Raw genomic sequence first — 11509 nt, forward strand, 5'->3', positions numbered from 1 at the left:
AGAGGGGGTCGCCTCACTTGAAGCGCCAACCTTCATCCGCCGCAGGAAGTCGAGTCCGGTCGGACCGACCCCCTCTGGCCGCTTCGCGGCCATCTCCCCCTCGAGGGGGGAGATTAGCTGGCGCTACGCCAAGCCCCGCTTCACCATCATCGCGTCTGCCGATGGCATCTTGCCGCGAAACGCCGTGTAGAGCTCTTCGGGATCCTTCGAGCCGCCGGCGGCGTAGATGTTCTTCCTCAGCCGCTCGGCAAGCGCCGGGTTGAAGGGGTCTCCGGTCTCCTCGAAGGCGGCGAAGGCATCGGCGTCGAGCACCTCCGACCACATGTAGGAATAATAGCCGGCCGAGTAACCGTCGCCCGAGAAGACGTGGCCGAAATGCGGGGTGCGATGGCGCATCGCGATGGTGTCGGGCATGTCGAGCTTTTCCAATGTTTCGCCCTCGAAACGAAGCGGCTGTTCCGGCGCGTCGGGCCGTGCATGGTAGGCCATGTCGATCAAGGCGGAGGCGGTGAACTCGACAGTGGCGAAGCCGGCGCCGAAAGTGCGCGCGGCCAGCATCTTGTCGAGCAGCGCCTTGGGCATCGGCTTGCCGGTCTTGACATGAAGCGCGTGCTTTTCCAGCACCGCCGGCACCGTCAACCAGTGCTCGTAGAGCTGCGAGGGCAGTTCGACGAAGTCGCGGCTGACCGAAGTTCCGGAAACCGATGGCCAGGTGACGTCGGTCAGCATGCCATGCAGCGCATGGCCGAATTCGTGGAACAAGGTCTTCGCCTCGTCGACCGACAGCAGGGCCGGCTCGCCCGCCGGCGGCTTGGCGAAGTTCATGACGTTGTAGATCACCGGCTTCGCGCCGTGACCGAGCTTATATCCGGACTTCAGCGCGCTCATCCAAGCGCCGGAGCGTTTCGAGGGCCGCGCGAAATAGTCGGCCAGGAACAGGCCGCGCTCGCTCCCGTCGGCGTTTTTCACCACGAAGACACGCGCGTCCGGGTGCCAGGCGGCAATACCCTTCTTCTCCTCGAAAGTGATGCCGAACAGCCGCGTCGCCACGTCGAAGCAGGCGTCGATGACGCGGTCGAGCTGCAGGTAGGGTTTGAGTTCGGCCTCATCGAAGGCGAACTTTTCCGCGCGCAGCTTCTCCTGGTAGAAGCGCCAGTCCCAGGCGGCGAATTTTTCGTTGCTGCCGGCTTCGGCCGCCAGCCGCTCCAGTTCCTTCTGGTCGGCGGCGGCTTTTTCCAGCGCCTTGTCCCAGACCGGGTCGAGCAGCGCATGCACCGCCTTCGGTGTCTTGGCCATGGTGTCGTCGAGCTTGAGCGCGGCGAAGGAGGCATAGCCGAGCAGCTTCGCCTTCTCGGCCCGCAGTTTCAGCATGTCGCGCACCACCGTCGTGTTGTCGGACGCACCACCGTTCTGGCCGCGCATGGTGAAGGCGCGAAAGGCGATCTCGCGCAGGTCGCGGCGCTCGGAGAAGGTGGTGAACGGCTCGTAGATCGAGCGCGACAGGGTGACGGCGTAGCGGCCCTTCTGGCCACGTATCTCGGCGGCCTCGGCCATCGAGCTTTTCACGAAATCCGGCAGGCCGGCGAGGTCGGCCTCGTCGAGGAAGAGCGCCCAGTCGCGCTCGTCGGCCAGCACGTTCTGACCGAAAGTCGTGCCGAGCGACGACAGCTCCTCGCTGATTTTCGCCAACCGCTTCTTGCCGTCGGCGTCGAGCTTGGCGCCGGAACGGACGAAGCCTTTCCAGGTCTTCTCCAGGACACGCAGCGTCTCGGGATCGAGCTTCAGGCTCTCGCGGCGCTGATAGAGGTCGTCGATGCGGGCAAACAGTTTTTCGTTCATCGAGATCGCCGAGAAGTGCCTCGACATTTTCGGCGAAATGTCGCGCTCCAGCGCCTGGATCGTCTCGTTGGTGAAGGCGCCGGCGCGGCACCAGAAGATCGACGAGACGTGATCGAGCGCCTCGCCGCCCAGTTCCAGCGCGGCAAGCGTGTTGTCGATGGTCGGCGCATCCTTGCTGGTGGCGATCGCGTCGATCTCGGCCTCATGCGCCTTCAGCGCGGCGTCGAAGACGGGGGAGAAATCACCGTCGCCAATATGGGCAAAATCGGGCAGGCCGAGCGGTCCTCGCCACGCGGTCAACGGATGGGCGGCGAGATCGACGGCTTTCGGAGAGGGCATGGAGGGTCTTTCGCTGGCATCAGAAGGAGGGTGTCACCGATGTAGGGCGTGGCCCGCGGGCCCGCAATATGCCAGTTGGCCGATCCGCCTCAGTAGCCCTCGCAGTTTTCGGCGATCGCGGCTTGCGAGCTGGCGGTGATGCGGTTGTTGTTCACCGCGAAGGTTTCCTGCATCAGCATGTCATTGTCGGGGAAATCGTAGCAGGCGATCACGGTGGTGACCCCGCCCTCGCTCTTCTCGATGCGGTGCCGGATAGCAGCACCGGCAACCGCGCCTTTCCATTCGTCGAGCGAAGCGATGAATTCCTGCTTGCTCTGGACGACGCCGAGGTCGTCGAGCTTGATGCGGACGTCGTCGGCGAGCAGGTCTGACAGCTCGGTGCGATCGGCGACCAGCAGCGCCGAATACCAGCGGCTGATGATGGCGCGGTCATCGGCGCGAGCGGCAACGATCGCTATCAGCAGCGCGGCCGCCGCGAAAACGACCGGCCGGACGCTCATCGCCTGCCGCGCCGTACCGGTCATTCCAGCACCGGGCGCTCGAAATCGCCGGTTTCCTTGTTCATCACCCAGAGCTCGCCGGTCGAAATGTCGAACCAGGCTCCGTGCAGCGACAGCCGCCCCTTGCCCTCGAGGATCGAGACGCAGGGAAAGGTCCTGAGGTTGGCGAGGGAATAGCGGATCGAGATGCGCTCGAGTGCCGTCTGGCGCTCCGTCGCCGTCATGAAGGTGCTGGCCGACACCGTCTCGGCGGCGGGCGCGATCAGGCTCATCCACTTGCCGATGAAGTCGCCGGGCGACAGCGGCGCGGAATTGGGGTCGAGCGCCGCGCGGATGCCGCCGCAGCGGCCGTGGCCCATGACGACGATGTTCTTGACCTTGAGGCTCTGCACCGCGAATTCGAGCGCCGCCGAAGTCGAATGGAACTCGCCGTCCGGCTCGTAAGGCGGCACCAGATTGCCGACATTGCGCAGCACGAAGAGTTCGCCGGGGCCGGCGTCGAAGATCGCCTCGGGTGCAGATCGCGAGTCGCAGCAAGCGACGATCATGGTCTCGGGCGCCTGGCCTTCGCGGGCGAGCTCGCGATAGCGGCCGCTCTCCGTCAGGTAGCGGCCGTTCATGAAATTGCGGTAGCCGGCGAGGAGGTGTTCGGGAAGATGAGGCATGGGCGGCTAAGGCCTTTCCGGGTTGGAGGCGGCAGCTCTGCTATTTTGTTTACGCATCGTGCTTTCCGAAAGCCGATTCCGGCTTTCGGGCCGATACGTTGCGGTCGAGGAAAGGCTCTAACGGCAAAAGCCCGCTACGAGCAATGCAGAATTGTAGGGGCTGGCCATAAATGCCATGCGCCAAAAGCGCGACGCCCGCCGACATTGTCATGCCCAGATGGCGACCGGTATGCCAAAACCGTCAGCGAGCGGCGGGTCGGGAAACGGTTTTGCTTTGCCGCTGGCGATGCGGCCGGCGATCAGCGCCATCGCCGCCGCATCGAGGAAATCGTCGGCGGCCGCACCACGTGGCGGCGGCTGGTCGAGGAAATCCATTTCATAGCCATGCCGGCAAAGCAGTGCCTTGCGCTCCGCCATGCCGGCCGGGTTGACACTGCCCTTGATCTTCTTCGGCAACAGCATGGCCTGGTCGCCATTCAGGCGGCAGAAGGCGACTTCCGGATGCGATTCGAAGACGCGGCCGCGCAGTTCGGGCTGCGCGATCAGCAACGCGTCTATTTCACGGATCTTGGAGAAGATGCCGAAGGCCTGGATGGAAACGCCGCGCGGTGGATCGGATGTGGTCCTGGCCACCTCGCTTGCGCTGCGATGCGCGGCGTACCAGGCTTCGATCGTGGTGAAGCCGCAGGTGTCGGCATAGAGCGCGGCGCGGGACGGGATCGAAAAGACGCTGGACTGGCGCGCGCCGAGCAGCGGCCGCACCAGCGCTTCCGGTCCGCGCCCGCCCTTTTGCGAAAATTCCGGCAAGCCGATCGGCATGTCGACGGCGACGATCGCGTCATCGGGGATCGCCGCCACCAGGGCGGCGAAGGTGGGGAAGACATCGACCGAAGGCGCGGGGCTGGCGTCACGAGGTGTCGAACCGGGTTCGTGCAGCACGGCGATCCAGCCGGCCTTGCAGCCATCGGCGCCGACGAGCACGATTTCGGCGGGGGTCACGCCCGGCGGTCCCGCCCCGGATACGTCAGGTGGCGAAGCTGGACCATGGCCATCGGGTGCGACAGGCTCTGCGCATCGGTTTCGAGCTGCAATTCGTCGCCGCCGCGCTTGGCCGTGCGCGCCAGGATCTCGTAGACCGCCGCCGTGGTCGACTGCAGCGCCTTGATCGCCGGCTGACCGGACAGGATGCGCGCCAGGTAGACGGCGGCCGTCAGGTCGCCCAGACCGTTCGGCGGCTTGTCGATCAGGCGGTGTTCGGCGAGCAGCGCCTGGGTGCCGTCGAGCAGCAAATTGCCGGTGCCGCCTGAAATCATCGCCGGTGCCGAGGTGACCAGCATGGTCGACGGTCCGGCATGGAGCGCCGCCGAGATCACCGATTTCAAGTCGGGCAGCGGCGCGCCGGCCATCCATTCCAGCTCATAGCGGTTGGGCGTGGCGATGTCGGCGATCGGCATCAGGCGGTCGCGCATGGCGGCGGCGGTGGGCTCGGGCACATAGAGCCCGCCGGAATCACCCATCACCGGATCGCAGATATAGACGGCGTCAGGCGTCCTGGCCTTGACCGCGGCGACCAGCGAGGCGACCGCCTCGGCCTGGCCGGCCTCGCCGAGGTAACCGGAGAGCACGGCGCCGACTTCACCCAGCCACGCCGCGCGCTCCAGATCGGCCATCAGCGCCTTGAACTGGTCGAGCGGCGGCACGATACGGGTGGCGCGGCCATGTCCGGGATGCCAGGGCAGGATGATTGTCGGCACCGCCCACACCGGAAAGCCCAAGGTCTCCAGCGCGAAGACGGCGGCGCGGTTGCCGACGGAGCCACGGGCGACATGGCTGGAAATGACGATGACCGCGCGCGGCGCGTCGGCTTTTTCGGCGCTCATTGTTTCTTGATTCCTAGCTGCCCCGGGTGAGGAAAAGCACGAGCCAGACCATCAGGCCCAGCGCCAGAAGCAGTCCGAGTATCCGGCCAACGCGCGTGCCCCAGACTTCGATCGGATCCGTGCGATCGGCGTCGGCCGCGGAGACGTGGTCGCGCATGCCTTTCGTCGTCCGTGCCACGAAAGAGTTGCCGGCCGGATCGGTCTCCTGCGCGACGCGCTGGAGGATACGGCGCGATTCGCTGTCGCTGTTCTGGCGTTGCGCCATGTTGATGTCCCGTTCTGATCGGACCTTATCGCGTTCGCGGACGCAATCACAGGGCCTTGCGCGGGCCCGATTCACGCAGAGCCTGCTCAGAGGTCGAGGCCGTTTTCTTGCGCGCCGATTGTGGTAATGCTTCGCCTGCAACTTCTATCGAGGGAACCCCATCATGCTTGCCCAGCGCCTTGCTCGACCATCGACATTCCGCACGCTGCCCGCCTTCCTGATGATGGCAATCGTGCTGCCGCTGCTTGCTGGCTGTGGCTACAACACCATCCCGACAGCGGAAGAAAACGCCAGGGCGGCATGGAGCGAGGTGTTGAATCAGTATCAACGCCGCGCCGATCTCATCCCCAATCTGGTCGAGACGGTCAAAGGCTATGCTTCGCATGAAAAGGACACGCTCGACGCGGTGGTCGAGGCGCGCGCCAAGGCGACGCAGATCACGGTGACGCCGGAAACGCTGAAGGACCCGGAAGCGCTCAAGAAGTTCCAGGATGCCCAGGCAGGGCTGACCAGCGCGCTGTCGCGGCTGATCGCGGTGTCGGAGGCCTATCCCGACCTCAAGGCCAACCAGAATTTCCTGGCGCTGCAGGCACAGCTCGAAGGCACCGAGAACCGCATCGCGGTGGCGCGGCGCGACTACATCCAGGCGGTCAGGGACTACAATCTGACGCTGAAGACCTTCCCGTCGGTGCTGTGGGCGACCTTCTGGTTCCGTGGCAACGAGCCGTTCGCCAACTTCACCGTCGACGAAGACAAGATGCAGCCGCCGAAGGTCGATTTCGGCACGAAGCAGGGCGGGTGAGTGGGCCATTGTTTCGCGGGGCCTGAAAGCATTGCGTTCCGTGGCGCCCCCCTCTGTCCTCCCGGACATCTCCCCCACGAGTGGGGAGATCACATGTCGCGTTGGCTTTCGCCAATCTCCAACGCCTAAAAGGGAGAGCCGGCGGTCAAGCCGCCGATCTCCCCCCTCGTGGGGGAGATGTCCGGCAGGACAGAGAGGGGCGCCTCGCGCGTACCTCACTCTTCTTGGGTTTCTTCTCGGTTTTCTTCTCCTCCCCCTAAGCGCCTTCGCCGCCGATCTGCCGGCGCTCACCGGCCGCGTGGTCGACAATGCCGGCATCATCGATGCCGGCACACGTGCCGCGCTGACCCAAAAACTCGCCGACTTCGAAACCAAGGGCTCGGACCAGATCGTCGTCGCCACCATCCCCAGTCTCGACGGCGAGGAGATCGAACCCTACGCCAATCGGCTGTTCCGCTTCTGGAAGCTCGGCCAGGCCAAGGAGAACAACGGCGTCCTGCTCCTGGTCGCGCCAAACGATCGCAAGATGCGCATCGAAGTCGGCTATGGGCTCGAAGGCACGCTGACCGACCTGCACACCAAGCTGATCATCGAGAACGACATGGTGCCGGCGTTCCGTGCCGGCGATTTCCCGGGCGGTATCTCCAAGGCCGTCGACGACATGATCATGGTGCTGGAGGGCAATCCGGAGGAGTTGGAGGCGCGTGGCAAGCGCAACGAGCAGCCGCCGTTCAATGCCGACGACCTGTTCTTCGCCGTCTTCATCAGCATCTGGGCGATCATTTTCTTCGGCAGCATCGCGGCCTCGGTCCTGCCGCCGATCTTCGGCCAGAAGCTCGGGCCCGGACGCTATCGCTGGCTGGGCATGACCTTCGAGCCGCACCGGCGGTCCTCATCGGGGGGCGGCTGGTCGTCCGGAAGCTCCGGCGGCGGCTGGTCTTCGGGTGGCGGGGGTGGCGGCTTTTCGGGCGGCGGCGGTTCGTCCGGCGGCGGCGGCTCCTCGGGAAGCTGGTAGGCCATGGTAAGAGCCGCCGTCCCATCGATGCCCGGCCGATGCGCCACGGGATTGCGCCTGGCCTTAATCACACTGGCGTCCCTGCTGCTTGCCTCGATCGCCGCCGTGGCCGCCGATCTTCCGGCTCTCACCGGCCGTGTGGTCGACAATGCCGGCATTATCGATGCCGCGACCAAGGCGGCGCTGACGCAGAAGCTGGCGGACTTCGAAACCAAGGGCTCGGATCAGATCGTCGTCGCCACCATCCCCAGTCTCGACGGCGAGGAGATCGAACCCTACGCCAACCGGCTGTTCCGCTTCTGGAAGCTCGGCCAGGCCAAGGAGAACAACGGCGTCCTGCTCCTGGTCGCGCCAAACGACCGCAAGATGCGCATCGAGGTCGGCTATGGGCTGGAAGGCACGCTGACCGATCTGCATACCAAGCTGATCATCGAGAACGACATGGTGCCGGCGTTCCGTGCCGGCGATTTCTCCGGCGGCATCTCCAAGGCCGTCGACGACATGGTCATGGTGCTGGAAGGCAATCCCGAGGAACTGGAGGCGCGCGGCCGCCGCAATCCCGCCGACAGCAGCACTTCCATGGACCCGATCGTCGCCGTGTTCCTGATCCTGTGGGCGACGATGTTCTTCGGTGGCCTGGCAATGGCATTCCTGCCGCCGATGTTCGGCACGAAGCTGTCGCCGGGCGTGTATAGATGGCTGGGGATGACGTTTCGCTATGGCCAGGGAGCGGGCGGATCCACGGGCAGCAGCGGCTGGACGACGGGGTCGTCGGGCGGCGGCTGGTCCTCGGGCAGTTCCGGCGGCGGGTGGTCCTCGGGGTCAAGCAGCGGCGGCGGCGGGTTTTCGGGCGGCGGCGGCTCGTCCGGCGGTGGCGGTTCTTCAGGAAGCTGGTGAGACAAGATCATGGCAACACGACCGATCAGCCCGCAGGATCATGAGCGCATCGCCGCTGCGATCCGTGCCGCCGAAGCGCAAACCGATGGCGAGATCTATTGCGTCGTGGCGCATGCCAGCGACGATTATTTCGCCCCCGCCGCGCTGATGGCGACCCTCGGCATGCTGATCGTCAGCCTTGCCGTCGCCTATGGGCTGGAAGCCTGGTGGCTCACCATCCGCCTGCCGCATTTCGTCATCGCCGAGTTGCTGGCGCTGGCCTGCGTGCTGGCCCTGCTGTGGACGCTGCCCAGCCTGCGCATCCACATGGTGCCACGCCGGCTGCGCTATCAGGCAGCGCACGCCAATGCGGTCAAACAGTTTCTCGCCCGCAACGTTCACCGCACCACGGCGCGCACCGGCGTGCTGATCTTCGTCTCGATCGCCGAGCGCTACGCCGAGGTGGTGGCCGATTCAGGCATCGACGCCAAGGTCGGCCAACAAGTCTGGGACGGAGTGGTGCGTGACCTGACCGCCCATGCCGGGGACGACCGGCTCGCCGACGGCTTCGTCAAGGCGATCGAGCAGGTGGGGGCGGTGCTGGCCGAGCATTTCCCTGTTACGCCGGGCGATACCAACGAACTGGACGACCATCTGGTCGAAATCTGAGTCTGCCGGCAGACGCCACCCTGCCGATCCGGCCCATTTCGGGACGGGGCTTATCCAGTTTCGGCAATGTCAGGATCGGATGTAGAAAGCGGTTGGCGGGCCGCCCGGACTCTTGCAATCGGCCGATGCGGGTTTATGGTTAACAAATCATGAATACGCTGACGATCGATATTCGGAAGGCAGACCCGCGCGATGCCGGCGCCATTGCCGAGGTGCACCTGGAAGCCTGGCGCGGCGCCTATAGCGGCATCATCCCGCACCGCACGCTGACGTCGATGATCAACCGCCGGGGAACCGACTGGTGGGCGAATGCCATCCGCCGCGCGGCGACCGTGCTGGTCGTCGAGATCGGCGGCACGATTGCCGGCTATGCGACGATCGGGAAGAACCGCGCCAAGGAGCTCAAGCAGCAAGGCGAGATCTACGAATTGTACCTGCGCCCGGAATATCAGGGCATCGGGCTGGGCAGGCGGCTGTTTTCAGCGGCCAGGGCGCGGCTTGCCGACCATGGGCTGAAGGGCATGGTGGTGTGGGCGCTGGAAGACAACCAGAACGCACTCGCCTTCTACGCAGGTGCCGGCGGCCGCGACATCGCTGAAGGGGTCGAGATTTTCGAGCAGAAGGCGCTGAAGAAGGTCGCCTTCGTCTGGGAGTGACTGCCGGGCACGATCGCGGAAGGCGAAGTCCCGGGCTCACGCAAATCACGACGCTGAAACATCTTGTGCCGATGATTGAACGCGCCGAACGCCATCGCGTCCCGCCGGATGCATGTAAGCACCATTCGCCGCATTGCACCATTTTGCGCCGCCCGCTATCTCCTGCCAATCGAGAGAGGGACAAAAGCCATGCGCATCGAAGCCATAGCCACTGGAAAGAATCCGCCTGAGGACGTCAACGTCATCATCGAGGTGCCGATCGGCGGCGAGCCGATCAAGTACGAGATGGACAAGGAGGCCGGCACGCTGTTCGTCGACCGCTTCCTGCACACCTCGATGCGCTACCCCGGCAATTACGGCTTCGTGCCGCACACGCTGTCGGGCGACGGCGACCCGATCGACGTGCTGGTTTGCAACACGCGTGCGCTGGTGCCGGGCTGCGTCATCAATGTGCGGCCGATCGGCGTGCTGATCATGGAAGACAATGCCGGCCAGGACGAGAAGATCATCGCGGTGCCGTCACCGAAGCTGACACTGCGCTACGAGAACATCACCGAATACACGCAGCTGCCCGACATCACGCGCCAGCAGGTGCAACACTTCTTCGAGCACTACAAGGATCTCGAGCCCGGCAAATGGGTCAAGATCGAAGGCTGGCACGATTCCAAATACGCCAAGAGGATGATCATCGACGCGGTTGCACGGGCAAAGGCGAGCAAGTAGCTCGAGCGGTCAGTTATCGACCCGGCCGAAAGCCGGCACGTCGCCGATCACCACGCGCTTGTCCTTGCCGCAGGCGAAGCCTTTCGCCTTCTCGTCGGCGATCTTGCGCGCCTGGTCGTTGGCGGTAGGGTTGCCGGTGGCCAGCACCAGGCCGACGGTGCAGCCGTCACGGGCGTCCATCTGGGCGACCTTGGCGACGAGCAGCACCTCGGTCTTCCTGGTCTCGTCCTCGGGATTGCTGATCGAGCGGCGGTGGATGACCGCGAATGGCACCGCCTTGTCGCCATTGGTTTCGATGCGCCACTCGACCTTGGCCCCGGACGAATTGAAGGCCGAAAAACTTTCCCAGGCGGACGTCATGTCGCCGCCGGGCGGAAAACCGTAGAACAGCGATTCGCGGGCGTCGTCATATCCGATCAGCACGGAATAGCCGCGATAGCCGGAGCAGGCGAGGTCGGCCCAATCGCCGTCGCCCTGCTCGGCCTGCGCATAGGTCACGCAGTCCTTCTTCCAGTCGAGGTCGGTGTAGGCGCTGGATATCTCGCCGGCTTGTGCCGCCTGGCAGAGGCCGGCGAGGATGAGCGGGATCAACAGGCTGCGCATCGCGGAGATCTCCGTTGGCGGTCGTCCCAGCGTATCGCCAATCGCTATTTCTTCAAGCTCGCCTCGATCAGCAGGTCGGCGTTGCGGGCGACCGACTGTGCCGGTCCGCCGAGGCCGAACAGCTGGCCGCTGATATAGGCGCCTTCGATGAGCAGCAGCAGCCCGTCGCCCAGCGTGTCAGGGTCATGCGCGCCCATCGCAGCCGCCATGGCGCGCAGGCGGCGGCGCAATTCGTGCTTGTTGGCCTCGCTGACGACGCGGGCCGGATGGCTGTGGTCGGGATATTCGACCGCCGCATTGGTCATGCCGCAGCCGCGATAGTCCGCCACCTGCGTTCGCTTGCCGATGCGGGTCAGGAAAGCCTTGATCTGCGCACGAGGGTCCCCGGGATTGGCGGCAACCGCCTCATCGAAACGCTCCCAGTATTCAAGATCGTATTGCCTGAGGTAGGAGGCGGCCAGTTCGTCCTTGGAGGGAAAGCTGCGATAGAGGCTCGGCTTGGTGACGCCGGCGCGCTTGACGATCTCGTCGACACCGATCGCCCTGATACCTCGCCGGTAGAACAGGTCATAGGCCACGTCGAGGATCTTCTTGGCGGCCTTGGGTGGCGCCGACGCATGACCGTCGCTGATGGTCAGTTCAATATTTTTGTCGCTTGGCATCATGGGACTCGATTG

14 protein-coding genes are annotated in these 11509 nt (G+C 64.9%); 6 read left to right on the plus strand and 8 right to left on the minus strand.

Annotated elements, in window-relative coordinates:
* Nucleotides 1-123: 123 nt before the first annotated feature.
* The 6 genes from EN808_RS18825 to EN808_RS18850 form a co-directional block, all read right to left on the minus strand.
* On the minus strand, nucleotides 124-2178 hold the full coding sequence (locus EN808_RS18825) for a M3 family metallopeptidase (RefSeq protein ID WP_135916610.1): 2055 nt from the start codon (nucleotides 2176-2178) through the stop codon (nucleotides 124-126).
* 89 nt (nucleotides 2179-2267) lie between these two features.
* Nucleotides 2268-2702, minus strand: coding sequence for a nuclear transport factor 2 family protein (locus EN808_RS18830; protein ID WP_127872891.1), 435 nt, complete (start codon nucleotides 2700-2702; stop codon nucleotides 2268-2270).
* Entirely contained in the window at nucleotides 2699-3343 is a 645-nt protein-coding gene (locus tag EN808_RS18835; protein ID WP_023771805.1) for a carbonic anhydrase, read from the minus strand. The genes EN808_RS18830 and EN808_RS18835 overlap by 4 nt, the downstream gene beginning before the upstream one ends.
* A 207-nt stretch (nucleotides 3344-3550) precedes the next feature.
* Nucleotides 3551-4342, minus strand: coding sequence for a DUF429 domain-containing protein (locus EN808_RS18840; RefSeq protein WP_135916611.1), 792 nt, complete (start codon nucleotides 4340-4342; stop codon nucleotides 3551-3553).
* Entirely contained in the window at nucleotides 4339-5223 is an 885-nt protein-coding gene (pdxY, locus tag EN808_RS18845) for a pyridoxal kinase PdxY (protein ID WP_135916612.1), read from the minus strand. The genes EN808_RS18840 and pdxY overlap by 4 nt, the downstream gene beginning before the upstream one ends.
* Before the next feature lie 13 nt (nucleotides 5224-5236).
* Nucleotides 5237-5488, minus strand: coding sequence for a hypothetical protein (locus EN808_RS18850; RefSeq protein WP_127280911.1), 252 nt, complete (start codon nucleotides 5486-5488; stop codon nucleotides 5237-5239).
* Between the two features lie 163 nt (nucleotides 5489-5651).
* On the opposite strand from EN808_RS18850, the gene EN808_RS18855 reads away from it, so the two are divergent.
* The 6 genes from EN808_RS18855 (at nucleotide 5652) to ppa (ending at nucleotide 10229) form a co-directional block, all read left to right on the plus strand.
* Nucleotides 5652-6290: a LemA family protein gene (locus tag EN808_RS18855; protein WP_127280912.1), complete on the plus strand. Its 639-nt coding sequence runs from the start codon at nucleotides 5652-5654 to the stop codon at nucleotides 6288-6290.
* A 277-nt stretch (nucleotides 6291-6567) separates the two neighbouring features.
* Nucleotides 6568-7305, plus strand: coding sequence for a YgcG family protein (locus EN808_RS18865; RefSeq protein WP_348630937.1), 738 nt, complete (start codon nucleotides 6568-6570; stop codon nucleotides 7303-7305).
* A 3-nt stretch (nucleotides 7306-7308) separates the two neighbouring features.
* Nucleotides 7309-8202 carry a YgcG family protein gene (locus tag EN808_RS18870; RefSeq protein ID WP_135916613.1) on the plus strand — a complete coding sequence of 298 codons (894 nt, stop codon included), beginning with the start codon at nucleotides 7309-7311 and terminating at the stop codon, nucleotides 8200-8202.
* A 9-nt stretch (nucleotides 8203-8211) separates the two neighbouring features.
* Nucleotides 8212-8850 carry a TPM domain-containing protein gene (locus EN808_RS18875; RefSeq protein ID WP_135916614.1) on the plus strand — a complete coding sequence of 213 codons (639 nt, stop codon included), beginning with the start codon at nucleotides 8212-8214 and terminating at the stop codon, nucleotides 8848-8850.
* A gap of 149 nt (nucleotides 8851-8999) precedes the next feature.
* Complete coding sequence (locus EN808_RS18880; RefSeq protein WP_127278725.1) at nucleotides 9000-9506, plus strand: GNAT family N-acetyltransferase; 507 nt, start codon at nucleotides 9000-9002, stop codon at nucleotides 9504-9506.
* A gap of 189 nt (nucleotides 9507-9695) precedes the next feature.
* Nucleotides 9696-10229 carry an inorganic diphosphatase gene (gene ppa, locus EN808_RS18885; RefSeq protein ID WP_127278724.1) on the plus strand — a complete coding sequence of 178 codons (534 nt, stop codon included), beginning with the start codon at nucleotides 9696-9698 and terminating at the stop codon, nucleotides 10227-10229.
* A gap of 9 nt (nucleotides 10230-10238) precedes the next feature.
* On the opposite strand, the gene EN808_RS18890 is transcribed toward ppa, so the two are convergent.
* Nucleotides 10239-10832: a hypothetical protein gene (locus EN808_RS18890; RefSeq protein WP_127278723.1), complete on the minus strand. Its 594-nt coding sequence runs from the start codon at nucleotides 10830-10832 to the stop codon at nucleotides 10239-10241.
* Between the two features lie 44 nt (nucleotides 10833-10876).
* On the minus strand, nucleotides 10877-11494 hold the full coding sequence (locus EN808_RS18895; protein WP_135916615.1) for a TetR/AcrR family transcriptional regulator: 618 nt from the start codon (nucleotides 11492-11494) through the stop codon (nucleotides 10877-10879).
* Nucleotides 11495-11509: the final 15 nt, after the last annotated feature.

The sequence above is a fragment of the Mesorhizobium sp. M8A.F.Ca.ET.165.01.1.1 genome, assembly GCF_004792065.1.
Classification (GTDB): domain Bacteria; phylum Pseudomonadota; class Alphaproteobacteria; order Rhizobiales; family Rhizobiaceae; genus Mesorhizobium.

Bases quoted from the DNA above. Each gene is read 5' to 3' on its own strand.
- EN808_RS18825 (WP_135916610.1), bottom strand. From the start codon at position 2,178: ATGCCCTCTCCGAAAGCCGTCGATCTCGCCGCCCATCCGTTGACCGCG.
- EN808_RS18830 (WP_127872891.1), bottom strand. From the start codon at position 2,702: ATGACCGGTACGGCGCGGCAGGCGATGAGCGTCCGGCCGGTCGTTTTC.
- EN808_RS18835 (WP_023771805.1), bottom strand. From the start codon at position 3,343: ATGCCTCATCTTCCCGAACACCTCCTCGCCGGCTACCGCAATTTCATG.
- pdxY (WP_135916612.1), bottom strand. From the start codon at position 5,223: ATGAGCGCCGAAAAAGCCGACGCGCCGCGCGCGGTCATCGTCATTTCC.
- EN808_RS18850 (WP_127280911.1), bottom strand. From the start codon at position 5,488: ATGGCGCAACGCCAGAACAGCGACAGCGAATCGCGCCGTATCCTCCAG.
- EN808_RS18855 (WP_127280912.1), top strand. From the start codon at position 5,652: ATGCTTGCCCAGCGCCTTGCTCGACCATCGACATTCCGCACGCTGCCC.
- EN808_RS18870 (WP_135916613.1), top strand. From the start codon at position 7,309: ATGGTAAGAGCCGCCGTCCCATCGATGCCCGGCCGATGCGCCACGGGA.
- EN808_RS18875 (WP_135916614.1), top strand. From the start codon at position 8,212: ATGGCAACACGACCGATCAGCCCGCAGGATCATGAGCGCATCGCCGCT.
- EN808_RS18880 (WP_127278725.1), top strand. From the start codon at position 9,000: ATGAATACGCTGACGATCGATATTCGGAAGGCAGACCCGCGCGATGCC.
- ppa (WP_127278724.1), top strand. From the start codon at position 9,696: ATGCGCATCGAAGCCATAGCCACTGGAAAGAATCCGCCTGAGGACGTC.
- EN808_RS18890 (WP_127278723.1), bottom strand. From the start codon at position 10,832: ATGCGCAGCCTGTTGATCCCGCTCATCCTCGCCGGCCTCTGCCAGGCG.
- EN808_RS18895 (WP_135916615.1), bottom strand. From the start codon at position 11,494: ATGCCAAGCGACAAAAATATTGAACTGACCATCAGCGACGGTCATGCG.